At 66.2% G+C, this 18,882-nt stretch carries 14 protein-coding genes; 10 read left to right on the top strand and 4 right to left on the bottom strand.

All coding sequences use genetic code 11. The features are described from left to right. Positions 1 to 41 precede the first annotated feature (41 nt). The 3 genes from G3T14_RS18630 (at position 42) to G3T14_RS18620 (ending at position 3,415) form a co-directional block, all read left to right on the top strand. Positions 42 to 620, top strand: a complete 579-nt coding sequence (locus G3T14_RS18630; RefSeq protein ID WP_163644037.1) for a RecX family transcriptional regulator — start codon at positions 42 to 44, stop codon at positions 618 to 620. Between the two features lie 84 nt (positions 621 to 704). Next, positions 705 to 1,919 carry a putative DNA modification/repair radical SAM protein gene (locus G3T14_RS18625; RefSeq protein WP_163644036.1) on the top strand — a complete coding sequence of 405 codons (1,215 nt, stop codon included), beginning with the start codon at positions 705 to 707 and terminating at the stop codon, positions 1,917 to 1,919. A 17-nt stretch (positions 1,920 to 1,936) separates the two neighbouring features. Beyond that, a complete protein-coding gene (locus G3T14_RS18620) occupies positions 1,937 to 3,415 on the top strand; it encodes a UdgX family uracil-DNA binding protein (protein WP_163644035.1) in 1,479 nt (492 codons plus the stop codon). Positions 3,416 to 3,421: 6 nt separating this feature from the next. Here G3T14_RS18620 and ybaL read toward each other — a convergent pair whose 3' ends face one another. Then, positions 3,422 to 5,242 carry a YbaL family putative K(+) efflux transporter gene (ybaL, locus tag G3T14_RS18615; RefSeq protein ID WP_163644034.1) on the bottom strand — a complete coding sequence of 607 codons (1,821 nt, stop codon included), beginning with the start codon at positions 5,240 to 5,242 and terminating at the stop codon, positions 3,422 to 3,424. A gap of 333 nt (positions 5,243 to 5,575) precedes the next feature. Here ybaL and G3T14_RS18610 point away from each other — a divergent pair, with 333 nt between their 5' ends. The 5 genes from G3T14_RS18610 to G3T14_RS18590 all read left to right on the top strand — a co-directional run bounded on the left by G3T14_RS18610 (position 5,576) and on the right by G3T14_RS18590 (position 12,022). After that, complete coding sequence (locus G3T14_RS18610; protein WP_163644033.1) at positions 5,576 to 6,727, top strand: YihY/virulence factor BrkB family protein; 1,152 nt, start codon at positions 5,576 to 5,578, stop codon at positions 6,725 to 6,727. Between the two features lie 41 nt (positions 6,728 to 6,768). Beyond that, on the top strand, positions 6,769 to 7,065 hold the full coding sequence (locus G3T14_RS18605) for a nucleotidyltransferase domain-containing protein (RefSeq protein WP_163644032.1): 297 nt from the start codon (positions 6,769 to 6,771) through the stop codon (positions 7,063 to 7,065). A gap of 179 nt (positions 7,066 to 7,244) precedes the next feature. Next, entirely contained in the window at positions 7,245 to 10,301 is a 3,057-nt protein-coding gene (polA, locus tag G3T14_RS18600) for a DNA polymerase I (protein ID WP_163644031.1), read from the top strand. Between the two features lie 151 nt (positions 10,302 to 10,452). After that, complete coding sequence (locus G3T14_RS18595) at positions 10,453 to 11,682, top strand: phosphatase domain-containing protein (protein ID WP_163644030.1); 1,230 nt, start codon at positions 10,453 to 10,455, stop codon at positions 11,680 to 11,682. Positions 11,683 to 11,698: 16 nt separating this feature from the next. Continuing rightward, complete coding sequence (locus G3T14_RS18590) at positions 11,699 to 12,022, top strand: hypothetical protein (protein ID WP_348645304.1); 324 nt, start codon at positions 11,699 to 11,701, stop codon at positions 12,020 to 12,022. A 10-nt stretch (positions 12,023 to 12,032) separates the two neighbouring features. On the opposite strand, the gene G3T14_RS18585 is transcribed toward G3T14_RS18590, so the two are convergent. After that, entirely contained in the window at positions 12,033 to 14,870 is a 2,838-nt protein-coding gene (locus G3T14_RS18585) for an EAL domain-containing protein (RefSeq protein ID WP_246733419.1), read from the bottom strand. 203 nt (positions 14,871 to 15,073) lie between these two features. On the opposite strand from G3T14_RS18585, the gene G3T14_RS18580 reads away from it, so the two are divergent. Next, positions 15,074 to 15,421: a hypothetical protein gene (locus G3T14_RS18580; protein ID WP_163644029.1), complete on the top strand. Its 348-nt coding sequence runs from the start codon at positions 15,074 to 15,076 to the stop codon at positions 15,419 to 15,421. A gap of 37 nt (positions 15,422 to 15,458) precedes the next feature. Here the strand turns inward: G3T14_RS18580 and G3T14_RS18575 are convergent, their stop codons facing one another. Continuing rightward, on the bottom strand, positions 15,459 to 16,496 hold the full coding sequence (locus tag G3T14_RS18575) for a hypothetical protein (protein ID WP_246733418.1): 1,038 nt from the start codon (positions 16,494 to 16,496) through the stop codon (positions 15,459 to 15,461). A gap of 289 nt (positions 16,497 to 16,785) precedes the next feature. On the opposite strand from G3T14_RS18575, the gene G3T14_RS24745 reads away from it, so the two are divergent. Continuing rightward, positions 16,786 to 16,947 (top strand): hypothetical protein, encoded by a 162-nt coding sequence (locus tag G3T14_RS24745; protein ID WP_204262937.1) that lies wholly within the window; start codon positions 16,786 to 16,788, stop codon positions 16,945 to 16,947. 153 nt (positions 16,948 to 17,100) lie between these two features. On the opposite strand, the gene G3T14_RS18570 is transcribed toward G3T14_RS24745, so the two are convergent. Further along, positions 17,101 to 18,147 (bottom strand): cytochrome c peroxidase, encoded by a 1,047-nt coding sequence (locus G3T14_RS18570; protein ID WP_348645303.1) that lies wholly within the window; start codon positions 18,145 to 18,147, stop codon positions 17,101 to 17,103. Between the last annotated feature and the right edge of the window lie 735 nt (positions 18,148 to 18,882).

Below are 18,882 nucleotides of genomic sequence, written 5' to 3'. Positions count from 1 at the left end.
CGAGGCATGCGCCCCAAACCTGTCCGGATCGTGAAGAACCGATGACCTCACGAAACGTTGCAAAATCGACTTTCGTCAAACCGACACCGCCGGTTACCGCATCCTACCTGGAACGCGCCGCGCTGCATTACCTCGAACGCTACAGCGCCTCCGTGGCGATGCTGCGGCGGACGCTCCAGCGCCGGGTGGAGAAGCGATGCCGCGCGCGGGGCGAAGAGCCGGGCGCTTTTTCCGAAATGATCGACGCCACCGTGGCGCGCGCGATCTCCGCCGGCCTCGTCGACGATGCCCGCTTTACCGCCGGCCGCGTCGCCGCTCTGCGCCGGCGCGGCACCTCTGCCCGTGCCCTCTCCGCCAAACTCTCCGCCAAGGGGGTCGCCCGCGACCTCGTCGAAGCGGCGATGGGGGCCGAGCAGGAGGCGGCCGGGGACGGCATCGACAGCGAGAACGCGGCGGCGCGCGCCTATGCCAAGCGCCGGCGCCTCGGCCCCTGGCGGCGTCCCGACCTGCGCGAGGCCCATCGCGACCGCGACCTCGCCGCCATGGCCCGCGCCGGGTTCGGCTACGCCTTGGCCCGCTCTATCTTGGAGGCCGAACCCGAGCCCGGCTTCGAGGCGTGAGGCTGCGACATCGCGTCGACGGACAACCGGGAGATTTCACGGGAAAAACTTGAACGAAACACGAACGCCAAGCATCTCCTTTCCATGGACGAAATGCTTGCCAAGAAGCTGCGCATCCTGGCCGATGCCGCGAAATACGATGCGTCGTGCTCGTCCTCTGGCGCGCCGAAGCGTGTCGCCGGCAAGGGCGAACTCGGTTCGACCACGGGAGCCGGCATCTGCCACGCCTACACCCCGGATGGCCGCTGCATCTCGCTGCTGAAGATCCTGCTGACGAATTACTGCCTGTTCGACTGCGCCTATTGCGTCAACCGCCGCTCCTCCAACGTGCAGCGGGCCGCGTTCACCGTCGAGGAGGTGGTGACCCTCACGGTGGAGTTCTACAAGCGCAACTACATCGAGGGCCTGTTCCTCTCGTCGGGCATCATTAAATCCCCCGACCACACCATGGAATTGCTGACGCGGGTCGCGAAATCCCTGCGGCGCGACCATGGATTTCGCGGCTACATCCACCTGAAATCGATTCCCGAAGCGAGTCCGTGGCTGGTGGAGGAGGCGGGGCTCTACGCCGACCGGCTCTCCATCAACGTCGAACTGCCCACTGAGGCGAGTCTGGAGCGGCTGGCACCCGAGAAGAACGGCGCCGTCATCCAGAACGCGATGCAGCAGATCGGCGCGCGCATCATCGAAGCGAAGGCCGAGAAGCGGCGGTTCTCCCCGGCCGGACAATCGACGCAGGTCATCGTCGGAGCGGATGCCACCACCGACGAGGCGCTGATCCGCAAATCCGCGCATCTCTACGGATCGTTCAACCTCAAGCGGGTCTATTACTCGGCCTTCAGCCCGATCCCCGACGGCTCGACCATCCTGCCGTTGAAGCCGCCGCCGCTCCAGCGCGAGCACCGGCTGTACCAGGGTGATTGGCTGCTGCGGTATTATGCCTTCACGCCCGACGACGTGGCGGATGCCACCGAGAACGGCATGTTCGCCCTCGACGTCGACCCGAAGCTCGCCTGGGCGCTGAAGCACCGCGACCGGTTTCCCATCGACGTGAACGTCGCCGACCGCGAGATGCTGCTGCGGGTGCCGGGCCTCGGGGCGCGGGCAGTGGACAAGATCGTGCGGGCGCGGCGCCATACCCGCCTGCGCCTCGACGATGTCGCGCGTCTCACCTCTGCGCTGAAGCGGGCGCGGCCGTTCCTGATCGCCGCCGATTATCACCCGAGCGGCGGGCTGACCGACCGGCTCGACCTTCGGGCGCGGCTGGCCGACCCGCCCAAACAGCTGTCGTTGTTTTAGGGTGGCGGAATTCTAGGATGGGACACGAAAGCGGATCGGTGCCTCTGCCGCCTGCGGCAAGCGCGGATACCGGCCAGCTTCATCCGACGTTTCTGGGCGAGGGCGCCGATCTCGCCGGTTTCCGGGCCGCCGCGCGCCGGCTGGCTGGGGATGGGGTTCCGCCGGAGCGCGTGATCTGGTCCATCGGCGAGGCGCCGGGCCTGTTCGGGACCGAGGCCGCAACCCGGGCAGAGAGTGCCCCGCCGCTCGCCCTGCCAAGGGGGGTAGCGGACCTGATCGGCATGGTGGTGCCCCACCGCGATCCGGAGCGTTACGCGCTGCTCTATGCGTTGATCTGGCGCATCCTGCGCGGAGAGCGCCGGCTCCTCGAGGTTTCGAGCGATCCGCTGGTCCACCGCCTGGAGCGGATGCGCAAGACCATTGCCCGCGACCTGCACAAGATGCACGCCTTCCTGCGCTTCCGACGCACGGAGGAATCCGGCGTCGAGCGGTTCGTGGCGTGGTTCGAGCCCGATCATCACATCCTGGCGGCGGCCGCCCCATTCTTCGTCGGCCGCTTCCGCTCACTGAACTGGACCATCCTCACCCCCGAAGCCTCGGCCCATTGGGACACGGCGCATCTCACCTTCGGGCCGCCGGGACGGCGCGAGGACGCGCCGTCGAGCGACGGGTTCGAGGCCGGCTGGCGCGATTACTACGAAAGCACCTTCAACCCGGCGCGCACCAACCTCACCGCCATGCGCGCCGAGATGCCGAAGAAGTACTGGCGCAACATGCCCGAAACCGCCGCGATCCCGGGTCTCGTCCGGGCGGCGGCAACACGGACCCAAACCATGATCGAGCGCGAGCCGCAAAAGCCTATCAAGCGCAATCCCGCCCGCGCGGTCGCCGCCATGGCCGACCAGGCGCCGGATTCGCTGGAGGCCCTGAACGCGATCATCAAGCGCTCCGAGCCTTTGGTGCCGGGCGCGACCCAGGCGGTCCTCGGCGAGGGATCGCCCGGCGCCACCATCGCCTTCGTCGGCGAGCAGCCCGGAGACCAGGAGGACCGGCAGGGTCGGCCCTTCGTCGGGCCGGCGGGGCAGCTGCTGTCCCGCGCACTGGAAGAAGCCGGAATCGTGCGGGCGGATTCCTACCTCACCAATGCGGTCAAGCATTTCAAGTTCGAGGAGCGCGGCAAGCGCCGTATCCACCAGAAGCCGACGGCCGGCGAAGTCAGCCATTACCGCTGGTGGCTCGAACGCGAGCTCGATTTCGTCGCCCCCAAGCTGGTGGTGGCACTCGGCGCCACGGCGGTGCTGGCCCTCACCGGCAAGGCGATTCCGATCACGCGGGCCCGCGGGCCGGCCTCGTTCGGCAAGGCCTATGACGGGTTCATCACGGTGCACCCGTCCTATCTGCTGCGCCTGCCCGATGAGGCGAAAGCGGACGCCTATGCGGCCTTCGTCGCCGATCTGAGGCGGGTCGGAGACTTGGCGCAGGCGCTGCGGGCCTGACGCAGACTACCCCTCGGGGACGTCTTCCTTGTGCCGTCGCAGCTCGGGCACGCCTTGCTCGATCTCCGGATCGACCGGGGCGGAGCGACTTTCCACGCGGGTGCTGTCGACGAAGATGCGGGCCTCGCCCTCCTTCAGGCCGAGGCTGCGTAGGGCGTAGAGGGTCATGCCGAAGGCGAGTTCACGCTCGGCCATGAGCACGAGGCCGACGCCCTTCTCCTCAAAATAACGGCGCTCGCCGTCGTTGTGGGTCCGCACCAGCGTATCGATGCCGGGATTGGCCTCCAGGGCCAGATCGACGAGGCGTCGCGTCGTATGCGGCTCCGGGGTCGCGATCACGATGATCCGGGCCGCCTCGATGTCGGCGGCGTGCAGGATGCCCGGCGCGGTGGCATCGCCGAACACCGCCTCGACGCCCTCCTGGCGCAGATCGAGCACCCGGCGGCGGTCGCGGTCGACCACGATGTAGGGCAGGTCCCAGGCGGCGAAGGCCTTGCCGATGGTGCTGCCGACGCGGCCGTGGCCGACGATCACGGCATGGCCGCGCTTCGGCGGCGCCTCCGCCGAGACCGGCAGGTCCGCCGTACCGCGCCGCTCGAACCGGGCAGCGAGCGCGGGGCGCGCCGCCACCATGCGCCCGACCCAGTCGGTGAGGGCGAAGAACAGCGGGTTGAGGGTGATCGACAGGATCGCGCCGCCGAGGATCAGGTCGCGCCCCTCGGTGGGTAGGAGCTTCAGCGATAGCCCCAGGCTGACGAGGATGAAGGAGAACTCGCCGATCTGCGCCAGGCTCGCCGCGATGGTGAGGGCGGTGCCGAGCGGATGCTTGAAGGCCAGCACGATCGCCACTGCAGCCAGCGATTTGCCGACCAGGATGATGCCGAGAACTGCCAGTACGGAGAGCGGCTCGCGGAGAAGAATGCCGGGGTCGAACAGCATGCCGACGGAAACGAAGAACAGGACCGCGAAGGCATCCTGCAGCGGCAGGGAATCGGCCGCCGCCTGATGGCTGAGGTCGGATTCGGCCAGCACCATGCCGGCGAAGAAAGCGCCGAGCGCGAAGGAGACTCCGAACAGCTCCGCCGAACCGAAGGCGATGCCGAGGGCCAGCGCCAGGACGGCGAGGGTGAAGAGTTCGCGCGAGCCGGTGCGCGCCGCCTGATCGAGCAGCCACGGCACGAAGCGCCGGCCGCCTACCAGCATCACCGCTGCGAACACCGCCACCTTGGCGAGCGTCAGCGCGAGGGTGAGCCAGAGATTGCCGTCGCCGGCGTGATGCGCCGCGCCCGCGCCCTCACCACCGAGAGAGGGGGCCAGGGCTGGAAGCAGCACCAGCGCCAGTACCATCGCCAGATCCTCGACGATGAGCCACCCCACCGCGATCCGGCCCTTGTCGCTGTCGAGGAGCTGGCGCTCTTCGAGGGCGCGCAGCAGCACCACCGTGCTCGCCACCGAGAGCGCGAGGCCGAAGACGAGGCCCGCGCCGAGACTCCAGCCCCAGGCCAGGGCGAGGGCACCCCCCATGGCGGTGGCGGCCACGATCTGCACGATGGCGCCGGGCAGGGCGATGGCGCGCACCGCCATCAGGTCCTTGATCGAGAAGTGCAGGCCGACGCCGAACATCAGCAGGATCACGCCGATCTCGGCGAGTTGGCTGGCAAGTTCACTGTTGCCGACGAAGCCCGGCGTGTAGGGGCCGACGAGGACGCCGGCCAACAGGTAGCCGACCAGCGGCGGCAGCCGCAGGCGCTGCGCCAGCATTCCGCAGACGAAGGCGAGCACGAGGCCCAGAGCAATGATGGCGATCAGCTCGGTCGCATGCGGCACGGGTCGCTCGTCTCCTGATCGCGGTCCTGTGGGCCGTGCCGTCTGCGATGAGCGAGGGCAAGGGCGGCGGCGGCCTCCGGCCTGCTTATCGCGCGAAAATCCGTACGCTTGTCCACCGCTGGTGCCGGGGCGCACGATGCCACCCCGTCGCGGCACCGTGGCTTGCCCAATGCGGTCAAGTGACAGCCGCATGACGCCAGACCGCTATTCGGCGCGTACCATGAAACAACCGCTGCCGCGCACCGTTGTCGGCAGGTACGGCATCGCCTCTGCCGCCTTCAAAAACTTTCGAAGACTTGCGGGGTGCGCGCGCGTTTTCAAGGAATACGCGCGATGACGGTACAGGATGACGCGAAGAGAAGATCTGCTGCGGCCGGAGGCAGTCAGTCCGCGATCTGGACCTTTGCGCTGGCCACCGCGCTCGTCGGCCTCGTCGTTCTGCCGCGCCGGAGCGGCGAAAGCAGTTCGGCGATTCCCCAGGACCCGACGCGAAAACCCTCGCCGTCGCATGCCGGAGAGGATGCGCGGCAGGTGGCCCGCACGCAGCCCGAACGCGGTCGGGGTGCCACCACGCCATCGGAGATTCCGGCCAAGGGCTGGAAGGATATCGGTCTGCGCGTGTTCCACGATGTCTCCGAGAACAACATCGTCTCCGTGGCCGCAGGCGTCACGTTCTATGTGCTGCTGGCGATCTTCCCGGCGGTGGCGGCCCTGGTCTCGTGCTACGGGCTGGTGGCGGACGTCGCCACCATCAACCAGAATCTCCAGAGCCTGCAGGGGGTGCTGCCCTCCGGCGCATTGGAGATCGTCGGCGATCAGGTGAAGCGCATCGCCGCCAAGGGCGACACCACGCTGGGGCTCACCTTCTTCACCGGCATCCTGCTCTCGGTGTGGAGCGCCAATGGCGGGATGAAGGCGGTCTTCTCGGCGCTGAACATCGTCTACGAGGAGCGCGAGAGCCGTAATTTCTTCTGGCTCAACCTGCGCTCGCTCGGCTTTACCGCCGGGGCGCTACTCTTCGTGGTGCTGGCGCTCGTCGCCATCGTCGTGGTGCCGGCGGTGATCAATATCATCGGGCTCAGCGCGCAGGCTTCGTACATCGCCCTGCTGCGCTGGCCGGTGCTGCTCCTCGCCGTACTCGCCGGGCTCGCGCTGCTCTATCGCTATGGCCCGAGCCGCGATGCGCCGCGCTGGCGCTGGGTGACCTGGGGGAGCGTCATCGCGGGGGTGCTGTGGCTCGCCACCTCGCTCGGCTTCTCCTGGTACGTCTCGAATTTCGGCAAGTACAACGAGACCTACGGCTCGCTCGGCGCGGTGATCGGTTTCATGACCTGGATCTGGATTTCGACCACGATCGTGCTCATCGGCGCGGAAATCAACGCCGAGATGGAGCACCAGACCGAAACCGACACAACCATCGGGCCGGACAAGCCCCTGGGTGGGCGCGATGCGCGGATGGCGGACACGGTGGGGGCGGCGAGCTGATCGGCCTTCAGCGCCGCGCCGTTTTCGCGTAACGTCGACGCATGGACAGCAGTGCCGCCATCGCGATTCTTCGCACCCATCGAGATCCGCTGGAGCGGCGCGGCGTCCTGCATGCTGCCGTGTTCGGCTCTGTCGCCCGGGGTGAAGCGCATGCGGCGGGCGACCTCGACGTCAGGATCGACATCGATGAGACGACGATCCGCGATGTCTACGACTATGTCGGCGTCATCGGCTTCATTACCGACCTCTTTCCCGTTGCGGTGGATATGGCGGAGCGCGCGATGATGAAACCGCATGTCCGCCCTGGAACCGAACGCGACGCAATCCATGCTTTCTGAGCGTGGTCGTCGTGCGCTCATCGGCATCATCGCGACCGTCGAAGCCGCTCAGGACTTCGTCGCCGACCGGAGCGTCGACACGTTCTCTGGTCGTCTGAAGACGTAAGCTGCGGATCGCCGACGAATGACCCAGCCCGATTTACAATGCCCTCCCTCTTTCTCCGCGATCTGATTGCCCGATGACCGAATCCGCTGCCAAAAACCCCGTCGGCCCCGGCGACCAGATCATCCTCGTGGATGGGTCGTCCTTCATTTTCCGGGCGTACTTTCAGTCGATCAACCAGGATCAGAAGTACAACACCCGGCCGTCCGATGGCCTTCCCACCGGCGCCGTACGGCTGTTCTGCACCAAGATCGCGCAGTTCGTGCAAGAGGGGGCTGCCGGGGTGATGCCGACGCATCTCGCCATCGTCTTCGACAAGTCCGAGGGCTCGTTCCGCAAGGAGCTCTACCCCGAATACAAGGGCCATAGGCCGGACGCCCCCGACGACCTCAAGCGCCAGATGCCGTTGATGCGCGACGCGGTGCGCGCTTTCGGCCTTGAGCCGATCGAACTGGAGCGCTTCGAGGCCGACGACCTCATCGCCACCTATTCGCGTCAGGCGGAAAGCCGGGGGGCGGGCGTCATCATCGTTTCCTCCGACAAGGACCTGATGCAGCTGGTCGGCCCGCTGGTGCGGTTCTACGATTTCGAATCCGGCGTGAAGGGCAAGCCCGGCCACCGCCCCGAGCGCAACCTCGACCGTGATGCGATCATCGCCAAGTGGGAAGGGCTGATGCCCGAACAGATCGGCGACGCGCTGGCGCTCATCGGCGACACCTCCGACAACGTACCCGGCGTGCCCGGCATCGGCCTGAAGACCGCCGCCGCCCTCATCAAGGAATACGGCAGCCTGGACGCGCTGCTGGAGCGCGCGGGGGAAATCAAGCAGCCCAAGCGCCGGGAGACCCTGCTCGCCAGCATCGATCAGGCCCGGCTCTCGCGAAAGCTGGTGGCGCTGGTGGAGGATGTGCCGCTGCCGGTGGCCCTCGACGATCTGCGTCTGCCCAAGCCCGATCCGCAAAAGCTCGTTGGCTTCCTCAAGGCGATGGAATTCAACTCGCTGACCAAACGCATCGCACAGATGCTGCATGTCGACCCCGAGGCGGTGAAGCCCGATCCGGCGTTGCTGGCCCATGCCGCCTCGGCGGAGGACGCGCCGTTCGACTCCGCCACCTCATCCGAGGTCGGCGACGTCGATCCGTTCGCCGGTCTCGATCTTCCGGATGCACCGGCCAAAGCCCGGGGCTCGTCCGAGGCGACACCCTCGGCCCTCGTCGCGGCGCGCGCGGCCGAATCCATGAAGCCGTTCGACACCGCGGCCTACGAGACGATCGCGACGCTGGAGCAACTCGACGCCTGGATCGCGGAGGCCACCGAGGCCGGAATCGTCGCCGTCGACACCGAGACCGACGCACTCGACGCCAACAATGCCGGGCTCGTTGGCGTCTCGCTCTGCGTGGCGCCGGGGCGGGCGGCCTACATCCCGCTCGCCCACGTCGCGCCGGTGGAAGCGTCGGGGGCGGCCGACCTGTTCGGCGATGCCAAGGCCGCGACGGGCGAATTCCTGAGGGCCGCCGGCCAGATCGACCTGAAACAGGCGCTCACCCGGTTGAAGCCGCTCTTGGAAGATTCCGGCGTGCTCAAGGTCGGGCAGAACCTGAAATACGATTGGCTCGTGCTGTCGCGCTACGGCATCCGCATCGCACCGCTCGACGACACCATGCTGATCTCCTACGTGCTCGACGCCGGCAAGGGTGGACACGGCATGGACGAGTTGGCCCGCCGCCACCTCGGCCATCAGCCGATCACGTTCTCCGATGTGACCGGCACCGGAAAGGCGAAGATCAGCTTCGACCGGGTGGCGCTCGACAAGGCCACCGCCTACGCGGCCGAGGATGCCGACGTCACTTTGCGGCTGTGGCGGATGATGAAGCCGCGCCTCGTCGCCGAGAAGCGGGTCACGGTCTACGAAACGCTGGAGCGCCCGCTGGTGCCGGTAATCGCCCGGATGGAATCGCACGGCATCCGCGTCGACCGGAACATGCTGAGCCGTCTCTCGGGCGACTTCTCGCAAATTCTCGTGCGGCTCGAAGAAGAGATCCAGGAGGATGCCGGCGAACGGTTCCAGGTCTCGTCGCCCAAGCAGATCGGCGACATCCTGTTCGGCAAGATGGGCCTGCCCGGCGCCAAGAAGACCCCATCGGGCCAATGGGCCACCCCCGCGACGCTGCTCGAGGAACTCGCCCAGGCCGGGCATGAACTGCCTAAGAAGATTCTGGAATGGCGCCAGCTCGCCAAGCTGAAATCCACCTACACGGATTCGCTGCAGGTCCATGCCGACCGCGAGACCGACCGGGTCCATACCTCGTTCTCCCTCGCCGCCACCACCACCGGCCGGCTGTCCTCGTCCGATCCGAACCTGCAGAACATCCCGATCCGCACGGAGGAAGGCCGCCGCATCCGCCGTGCCTTCGTGGCGGCGGAGGGCAACCGGCTGATCTCGGCCGATTACAGCCAGATCGAATTGCGGCTGCTCGCCCACATCGCCGACATCCCGCAGCTGCGCCAGGCGTTCGCGGACGGCATCGACATTCACGCGGCCACCGCCAGCGCGATGTTCGGCGTGCCCCTGTCCGAGATGACCCCGGATCTCCGGCGCCGGGCCAAGACCATCAATTTCGGCATCATCTACGGGATCTCGGCCTTCGGGCTGGCCGATCGCCTCGGCATCGGCCGCGAAGAGGCCTCGGCCTTCATCAAGCAGTATTTCGAGCGCTTCCCCGGCATCCGCGCCTATATCGACGACACCAAGCGCCTGTGCCGCGATCTCGGCTACGTCACGACCCTGTTCGGCCGGGTCTGCCACTATCCGCAGATTCGCTCCAACAACCCCAACGAGCGCGCCTCGGTGGAGCGTCAGGCCATCAACGCCCCGATCCAGGGCTCGGCCGCCGACATCATCCGCCGGGCGATGACCCGGATGGAGGACGCGCTGAAAGCCGAGCATCTGAACGTCAGGATGCTGCTGCAGGTGCACGACGAACTGGTGTTCGAGGCGCCCGAGGACGAGGTCGAACGGGCGCTGCCGGTGATCTCGCGGATCATGGTCGAGGCGCCGGCTCCCGCGCTGACCCTGCGGGTGCCGCTGGTGGTGGAGGCGCGGGCGGCGTTGAATTGGGAGGAGGCGCATTGACGGGCGCTGCCTCTCCATGCGTCCGGCGGGCCGCCATATTGCTGCCCGAACGCGGATATCCCGACAGCCTCGACAACGCTGTCGCCTGACCCCGAACCTTCGCCCCGTCCGGGCATTGAACGGCATGTCGGCGAACGAGAACACGCTTTTGATGCAACCGAACACAAAACCCGGCCGCTGGCGTAAGGCCGCCCGCCGGGCGCTCGGCCTGCTCGCACGCCCGGTGCGGCGGGCGCAGGGCAAGGGTGGGGTCGTGGTCGAGACCTACCGGGGTTACGGCTCGCGCGACGAGGTCTTCCTGATCGGCCGCGTGTTCCGGCAATCCCGCGTCGCGACGGCGGCGGATAACGATAGCCTGGCCGCGCAGATGCGTGACATCCGCCGGCGCATCACCCGCCGGGCGGTGGCGGGCGCCGTGGTGGCGGCCCGATTCGGGGCCTGTGAGGAGCGCGTGACCACGGATCGCGACGGCTATTTCCGGGTGCACCTGCGTCCCGAGTTGCCGGCTCCGGTCGAGGCGGCGTGGCACACGATGGATCTTCACCTCGAAGGGCCTGAGCCGGTCCGGGCCCGCGGAGAGATCTTCATTCCGTCGTCGGCGTGCCGGCGGGTGATCGTCAGCGACATCGACGACACGGTCATGCGCACTGGCGTCGCCAACACGTTCAAGATGCTGTGGCGTCTCTTCGTCGAGGATGCGGAGGGCCGCGTCGCCTTTCCGGGCGTCGCCGCGCTATACCGCGCGCTTCATGCCGGGCCGAGCGGCAATGAGGAGAACCCGATGCTCTACGTGTCGCGGGCGCCGTGGGGCATCTACGACATGCTCAGCGCGTTCTTTGCCCTGCACCGCATCCCGGTCGGGCCGGTGCTGTTCCTGCGGGAATGGGGCCTGTCCTGGACTAGCCCGCTGCCGCGCAAGGCCGTGGACCACAAGCGCGAGGTGATCGGTCGGATGCTGGCGCTCTACCACGATCTGCCCTTCGTGCTGATCGGCGACAGCGGGCAGCATGACCCGGAAGTGTATGGCCGGATCGTCGCCGAGCATCCCGGCCGGGTTGCGGCGATCTACATCCGCAACGTCTCGCACAGTGAGAGCCGGGTCGGTGAGATCGAGGCTCTGGCCCATCGGGCGGCGGCGGCCGGTTGCACTCTGGTGCTGGTCGCCGACAGCCTGGCCATGGCCGACCATGCCGCCGATCTCGGCCTGATCGGCCGCGATGCCGTGGAGGCGGTCGCTCAAGAGAAGGGCGGGGAGGGGACCGGGAGACGCGTCAAGCGCCGGCTCGGGCGGGCCACGCCGCGCGGGCTCAAGGATGTGCTCGGGGGGAGGCCGGGAGAGGCACCTCCGAGCGTCGTCGTGGAGCCGGACGAGCGCCTGTGAGGTTTGCGGGGGAACGGTGCCGGGCGCGCCCGAACCCGATGCCGGCCGCGGACGCGCATATGCTCAAGCTGAACTCCTGGGCGCGTTGCTCGTTGACTGGATCATGAAAGGCAACGAAAGCACAGGTATGACGCAGTCCGCCGATGCCAATGCCGCCGAGTCTGTGAAAGTCACCTTCCGGGGGCGTGGTCTCGCCATGATGCGCGGACGGAAGGTCGAGTTGCTGGTCTGCCCGATGTGTTCGCAGCGTACGGTCGGCAAGGTTGCCCAAAAGGGCATGTGCAACTGGTGCGCCTATGAGCCGTCCTGCGGCGACGCCGAGCCGATACTCGGCGCGTGATACGACACGCTCAGGCCGCACTCTGAGACGACTTGCGTGGCGGGTCCGCCCAGCGCGCGATCATCTCCGGTACCATCGCTGCAGGAGCGGGCTTCGAGAAGTAGTACCCCTGGCCCTCGTCGCAGCCTTCGAGGCGTAGCTTTTCGAACTGAACCTCGGTCTCAATGCCTTCGCCGGTGGTGCGCATTCCGAGGCTGAGGCCAAGGCCGATGACCGCGCGGACGATCAGACCCGAATCCGACTTGACCGTGATGTCGCGCACGAAGGACTGGTCGATCTTGATCTTGTCGAACGGGAAGCTGCGCAGGTAGCTCAGCGACGAATAGCCGGTGCCGAAATCGTCCATGGCGATCCGTACGCCGAGCCGCTTCATCGCGTGGAGGGTGGCGAGTGTCGCGACGTTGTCCTTCAGGAGTACGGATTCGGTGATCTCGAGCTCGAGGCGCGCCGGCGGCAATCGGCTCTCGGCCAAGGCGTCGCGCACCGAGCCGACGACGATTTCGTCACGGAACTGCACCGCCGAGACATTGACCGCGACTTTGATCCCGTCCGGCCAGCGCATCGCCTCGGCGCAGGCGGTCTTGAGGCACCACGCCCCCAGCGGCACGATCAGGCCGATTTCCTCGGCCACCGCGATAAATTCGCCGGGCGGCACGAGCCCGCGCTTGGGGTGGCGCCAGCGCACCAGGGCTTCGAAGCCACCGACGCGCCGGGCCCGGAAGTCGTAGATCGGCTGGTAATGCAGCTCGAACTCGTTGTTGGCCAGGGCCTCGCGCAGGTCGACTTCGAGAACACGGCGGGCCTGCAATTGCACGTCCATATCCGCTTCGAAGAAACGCCAGATCCCGCGCCCGTCCGCTTTCGCGCGATACAGGGCCACGTCGGCATTCTTGAGAAGCTTGTCGCAGAGGATCCCGTCGCCGGGCGCGAAGCAGATGCCGATGCTGACGCCGACGGCGACGTCGTGCCCGTCGAGGTCGTAAGGCTCGCTGACGATCTCGATGATGCGGCGCGCGAGAATGGCGGCCTGCTCGGGACTGTCGACATCGACGAGAATGACGGCGAATTCGTCGCCACCCAGACGGGCCACGGTGTCGATCTCGCGGACGCAGGCCCGCAGGCGGTCGGCCACCGCGCGTAACAGATCGTCGCCCACCGGGTGCCCGAGGGTGTCGTTGACCTCCTTGAACCGGTCGAGGTCGAGGCAGAGCACGGCGAAGGGCGTACCCCGTCCGAGATGAGCCAGGGCCTCCTCGATGCGTTCGCCGAACATCGCACGGTTGGGCAGGCCCGTAAGTACGTCGTGCCGGGCCATGAAGGCGATGCGCGCATCGGCCTGACGCCGCTCGGTGACATCCTCGTAGGTCGCCACCAGACCGCCACCGGCCACGGGTTTGTGCGAGACGGCGATGACGCGTCCGTTGCTGAGGTGCTGGAAACCGTTGCTCGCGCCGGCGTCGCGCTCCGGCATCTGATGTTCGTGCGCCAGGGTGCCGAGGGAGGCCACGGCGCGGTAGGACATGCCGAGGGGCAGCGCGTCCGGAGATAGCTCGAAGATCTCGCAGTAGCGCCGGTTCACTACGGTGAGACGCCCGGCGCCGTCGAACAGGCAGAGGCCCTGGGACATGTTGTCGAGGGCGGTGTCGAGGCGCAGGTTGGTGGATTCGAGGTCGGCTTTCTGCTCCTTGAGAACCGTAATGTCGCTGCACACGGCGATGAAGCCGCCGCTTTGCGTGCGGCTGCGGCTGATCCGCAGCCAGCGTCCGTCGTCGAGGCGCTGCTCGCTCCGATCGGCGTCGGGCCGCACGAGCGCCTGCGCGAGGCAGCCCGCATCGGGGGCAGTGAGCGAGGCGCCGCGGGTGCGCGTGCCGGATTGCAGGCCGAGATAGTCGTCGGCCTGGCTGTTGGTCAGCGTGATGCGCCCTTCGGCATCGACGACGACGATTCCCTCGCGGGAGGTCTCGAGGGCGTCGGCGAGCTGGGCCTCGGCCGTCACCCTCTGGGCGACTTCCTGCTCCATCGCGTCGCGGATATTGTCGCGCATCACGCCCATGGAGGCGAGGAGGGCGCCGACCTCGTCGGCACTTCCGGGCGGGATGTTGCCGCTGAGATCGCCCGCCGCAATCTGGGAGGCGACCTTCGACGCTTCCGCGAGCGGCGTCATGATGCGCCGGGCCAGGTAGAACGCCACGGTGGCGAGCAGCAGGACCGCGAGGAGCGTGCCCAGCAGGTTGATCCGGGTTTCGCGGGCAACGACTTCGCGGGCCTGCTGGCGATAGATGAAGCCGTCACCGGCCGTGTAGTTGATGAACAGTTCGAAATTCTCTTCCGCCGCGGCTGCGGCACCGTCGAGTTCCGCCCAGGCGAGGTCCTGTACGCTGCGTTCCGACAGACGCCGCCGGGTCGCCGTCCATTCGGCGACGGCCTTCTCGGCGGCGCGGGCGGCACGGGTCGCCCGCTGCGACTGGGCGCGCTCCACGGCGATCTCGAGATCTTCCGACAGGGCGTGCTGCAGCGTCGCCAGACGCTCGTCGAGTTGTGCCTGGAGGAGGGGATCGGCGGTCATCCAGCGCCGCGCATCCGTCGCCCGCATGGCGGCGAAATCGGTCGCCGCGGCGCGCGCGTAGTTGATCGACATCAGCGAGCGGTCGAAGGTTTGGCTCACGAGTTCGTCGGCACGGCGGATGCTCGAGGCCGCGGACAGGCCGAGCGTCGCCGTGATCGCGCTCATGATGAGGAACGCCACCAGGATGCGGCCGCGGATGGTCCCAAGCCGTGCCTTCGCCATCTCGATCGGACGGCGCCATGCCGAAACCGCGGCGGATGGCGGTCTTTCGTTAAACTTCATCCACGGTGTCCCGCTCGGCATCGCAGGGACCATCGCACGAGAGATATTAATTCGATCTTGAGGTCTCCGAAGTTAGGAACGGTCTTGCCGGCAACTTCTACCGGTCGCGACTTTCAATTCCTATCGAGCAGCCGGTCGAACAAGCCTGTATCGGCTGTGCGGATCGATCGGGGCCTCATCATCATCTTGGGATCGCCCGTCCGATGCGAAGCCTGTCACATCTCGGCGTAGCCACTGCCCTGGCGGCCGTCGGTGTCGCCGCCCTGTCGATCGCGGCCTTCGCTGCGCAAACGTATCGTGTGTCGCAGAAGGGGCGCGCGTTTCAGCCCGGGTCTCTCGTGATCCGACGCGGGGAGACCGTGGAGATCGTCAACGACGACGGCGACCTGCTCCACCATGCCTATGTCGACGCGCCGGGTTTCACCTTCGATTCCGGCGACCAGGAGCCGGGCGAGAAGACGCAGATCCTGTTCTCCGTGCCGGGGACTTTCGCTGTCCTCTGTGGCATCCACCCGAAGATGAAGCTCGCGGTGCGGGTCGAGGATCGCTGAGATCCCATCGCGCTCCGCAGCGGGTTGTCGACGCCTTTCAGAGGACGTTCGCGCCGAGCATGAGCGCGTGCGCCCCATAGTACAATCCGATGAACCCGGCGAGCGCCGCTCCGTAGCCGACGGGTGTCAGGACGAAGTGGCGTAGGCGAAACCGGACCGCGGCATCGTCGGCGGCGATCGCCACCATGGCGACGATGATCGGCGCATGGCCAATCGCATCGACCTTGCCGAACTCGAAGATCGCCGAGACGAAGGTGGCGGCCAGCAGGATCGCCGCGATGCGTCTGACCAGCGGCGTGCAGAGGAGCGCGAAGGCGAGGGCGAACTCGACGGCACCGGCGGCCTTCATGAAGTACTCGCCGCTGAAGCCGAGCGTCATGGCCGGATGTTCGATGAAGAGCGGAAACGACCATTGCGGATAGGCCCACTTTTCCACCGAGGCCCACATCAGGGTGATCGCGGCGGAATAGCGAACGATATCGAGCGGCCGGATGCCGAAAGCGGTGCGCTGGAGGCCGGTCAGCGCGCAATACGCGGCGATGCCGAGGAAGATCGGATAGTCCGCCAGGTGGAAGGCGCCGTATTCGGCGACCGCGGTGCCGAACAGGACCACGATCCCGAGTGCAGACAGCGGCATGGTCGGGCGCCACAGGAAGCCTGTGGCGATGGCGAGCTGGAACCAGGGTAGCGCGGCGTTGGCCGTCTTCAGTTCCGGCGTGAGAATGATGCCACCGAGCGTCCAGAGGGCGACGAAGAATGCGCCGCAGACGGCGCGGAACATCAGTTCGGTGTTGGCCCGCGCCCACTCGGTGGACCGGTCGAGTGCCCGCAGCAGGGCCGCGCCGATCATCGTGCTCTCCAGCAATCCCCCGACCACGAGTGCGAGAAGCGAAAGGCCCGCGAGCTTTTCGAAATCCGCGCACAGGACGTCGGCGAGCCCGCGCGGTGCTCCGAGGATGTCGTAGGCGCAGAACCACTTCACATGGGCTGAAGCACTGGAGGTGCCGAATGCGCTCAGGCAAGCAGCGACAGTCCAAGCCGCCCGACTCGGCAGCCAGTTGTGAGCATGACGCATGACACGATGCCTTGCCGAATACCGTCAGGGGCGAGAGTGTCTCGGCCACCTGATGAAAACTACTAAGGTTCGCGGCGATACGGAAGTAAGTTGTTAACAAAGATTTCCAAGTGGTTAACACGGATGACGCCAGCGCGGCGCCCGGCGCGCAACGGCATCCCATCAAAGCGTCCCGATGGTGCTAACGTTTCGTACAGGCTGCGAGAAGGTTGCTCGACGGTACGCTTGAGTTTGGTAACCGGTGGAGGTCTACGAACCTGAGGTCACCGGTACCGAGGGAGACGCTGCCATGATCGCCACTTTGAGCCTGTCGAGCCTGTTCCTTGGCGGAACCCTGTCCTACGTCTCGACGCGGCCGGATGCGGCGGTGGAGACCTGTGAACTCTGGGGAGGCCGTTTCTTGCTGGCTGGTCTGGCTCTCATCGGCGCCGGAATGCCGCTGTTCCGCTAAGCGGCGCCACGCCCCGACATCATCCTCGGCGCCGAGGCGTCTACTGCCACGTAGCTTTCGAACGGAGACTCATGGCACGTCCCCCGGGGATCGGCGGAGGCGAGAGTCGGGCGCGACCGATGACCAAGCCAGGAAACAGGAACCGGCTTGGTTCTAGCGTAACGGAAGCGCGGTCGGCGTCGTTTCGCTGTTCAAGGTCTCGAGGAAGGCGATGAGGTTGGCCTTCTCGGTCTCGCTCAGGTTGAGCGGGCGGATCGCCGGAGACCGGCTCGGGCGGTCGATCCCACCGCGATCGTAGAGGTCGATGACCGCACGCAAGGTCGCGATCGACCCATCATGCATGTACGGCGCTCGGGTAGTGACATCGCGCAGGGTCGGGGTCTTGAAAGCGTAGCGAAGCTTGACCGAGGTCGGGAAATAGCTCCCACGCCCGGTATCCGCACCGGTCGCCACACCGATGTCGTGGAACGAGCCATCGGTGAAGGCCCAGCCCGAATGGCAGCCGATGCAACCCCCCTTGCCGCTGAATACGCGCAGACCCGCCTTGGCGGAGGCGCCGATCGCCGTATCATCGCCGGCGAGCCAACGATCGAACGGTGCCGCCCCCGAGACGATGGAGCGTTCGTAGGTGGCGAGTGCCCGCTCGATGTTCTGGCGCGTGATGGCATTTTCGCCGTAGGCCGTGGTGAAATCGCGAACATAGCTGGGGTCCGCGCGCAGACGCGCGATGAGGACCGCTTCCGGCAGGTTCATGACGCCGGAAGAGACGATTGGCGTGAAGGAGACGGATTCGAGGTCGGGAAACTTTCCGTCCCAGCCGAGCGGCCCGAGACCTGCGACGTTCAGAAGTGTCGGCGTCCGCTGCTTCATCGCAATGCCGCTCTCACCGATGCCGCGCGGCCGCCCCTCGGTCCACGCCGTCGCGGGGTTGTGGCAGCTGGCGCACGCCATCGTCTGTTCACCCGACAGAATCGGATCGAAGAAAAGCCTGGCGCCCAGATCCGATGCCTGAGGTGAGTAGGGGTTGTCTTCCGGGAAGGGATTCTCGTCGACGCGACGGAACGCCTCGCGCAAACGCGCGGCTTCGACGCCAGTCAGACCTGGCTCTTGTGGTGCCGAATGGACGGTGCCGGCCACCACCGCAGCGATAGCAATCAGCGCCGCGCCGACAAGCGCACTGCCGACCTTCCTCGTCATCATGTTCTCCTGCAACGCCCAGGGCTAGGAGCAAATGATGAAAGAAACCTCTCCTCGGCAGAGCGAATGCGAATAGGTCTAGATTTCCGTGTGCGTCAAATATGCAACAAGGTTGCCTATCCGACGCCTGGACGCGGTGCGGTTTCCGCGGGACCGAGGACACGTCGATCGGTTGTTGTTCTTGCTGCCTGAAGCCGCGTCTCCACCGAAATAGCTTCTCGTATGAAGATTTCGTGCAAAATCGATTTGTTTTAATAATCGATGGATTTCGTGATTATGGAAATAACCGGACGATATACCGATCGATTGACAGTAAAATTACGCCATAATGAAGTAGAATGATAAATAAGACCTGCAAAAATTCAATCGAAAATTCAGCCTGGACAACGTGATCGGCGGTAGTGCGGTGCGCGGGGTGCCCAATCAGAACGGTAGCTTGATTTAGCACGTTGAGTGACTGAACGACGCCACCCAAAAGAGCGTCGGTCACCGTTCAACAAAATCAATCGTACCGTCGGCTCCGAATCAATTAGCGCCGATCTTCAGGTTGTTTGAGAGCTTGGTAAAAGTCCAAAAAATCATCAGCATTGCTAGATCGCAACTATATAACTGGCGTAATAAGTGAAATATAATATATTGTCGCAGTTTAGTCGTTGTTGAAGAATCGCCGGAAGGCATGCTATCCTGACCATCTATCAGTTTCTATGTTTTCCAGAGCGGGGGCAGCGGGAGGAGACC

It is taken from the genome of Methylobacterium sp. BTF04 (assembly GCF_010692745.1).
Lineage (GTDB): Bacteria > Pseudomonadota > Alphaproteobacteria > Rhizobiales > Beijerinckiaceae > Methylobacterium.
Note: the sequence above shows the minus strand (reverse complement) of the source record. Positions and strands in the feature narration are given on the sequence as shown.

What these genes read in the sequence shown, in the direction of transcription:
- G3T14_RS18630 (WP_163644037.1), top strand. Translation starts at nt 42, where the DNA reads ATGACCTCACGAAACGTTGCAAAATCGACTTTCGTCAAACCGACACCG.
- G3T14_RS18625 (WP_163644036.1), top strand. Translation starts at nt 705, where the DNA reads ATGGACGAAATGCTTGCCAAGAAGCTGCGCATCCTGGCCGATGCCGCG.
- G3T14_RS18620 (WP_163644035.1), top strand. Translation starts at nt 1,937, where the DNA reads ATGGGACACGAAAGCGGATCGGTGCCTCTGCCGCCTGCGGCAAGCGCG.
- G3T14_RS18610 (WP_163644033.1), top strand. Translation starts at nt 5,576, where the DNA reads ATGACGGTACAGGATGACGCGAAGAGAAGATCTGCTGCGGCCGGAGGC.
- G3T14_RS18605 (WP_163644032.1), top strand. Translation starts at nt 6,769, where the DNA reads ATGGACAGCAGTGCCGCCATCGCGATTCTTCGCACCCATCGAGATCCG.
- polA (WP_163644031.1), top strand. Translation starts at nt 7,245, where the DNA reads ATGACCGAATCCGCTGCCAAAAACCCCGTCGGCCCCGGCGACCAGATC.
- G3T14_RS18595 (WP_163644030.1), top strand. Translation starts at nt 10,453, where the DNA reads ATGCAACCGAACACAAAACCCGGCCGCTGGCGTAAGGCCGCCCGCCGG.
- G3T14_RS18585 (WP_246733419.1), bottom strand. Translation starts at nt 14,870, where the DNA reads ATGAAGTTTAACGAAAGACCGCCATCCGCCGCGGTTTCGGCATGGCGC.
- G3T14_RS18580 (WP_163644029.1), top strand. Translation starts at nt 15,074, where the DNA reads ATGCGAAGCCTGTCACATCTCGGCGTAGCCACTGCCCTGGCGGCCGTC.
- G3T14_RS18575 (WP_246733418.1), bottom strand. Translation starts at nt 16,496, where the DNA reads ATGCGTCATGCTCACAACTGGCTGCCGAGTCGGGCGGCTTGGACTGTC.
- G3T14_RS24745 (WP_204262937.1), top strand. Translation starts at nt 16,786, where the DNA reads ATGATCGCCACTTTGAGCCTGTCGAGCCTGTTCCTTGGCGGAACCCTG.
- G3T14_RS18570 (WP_348645303.1), bottom strand. Translation starts at nt 18,147, where the DNA reads ATGATGACGAGGAAGGTCGGCAGTGCGCTTGTCGGCGCGGCGCTGATT.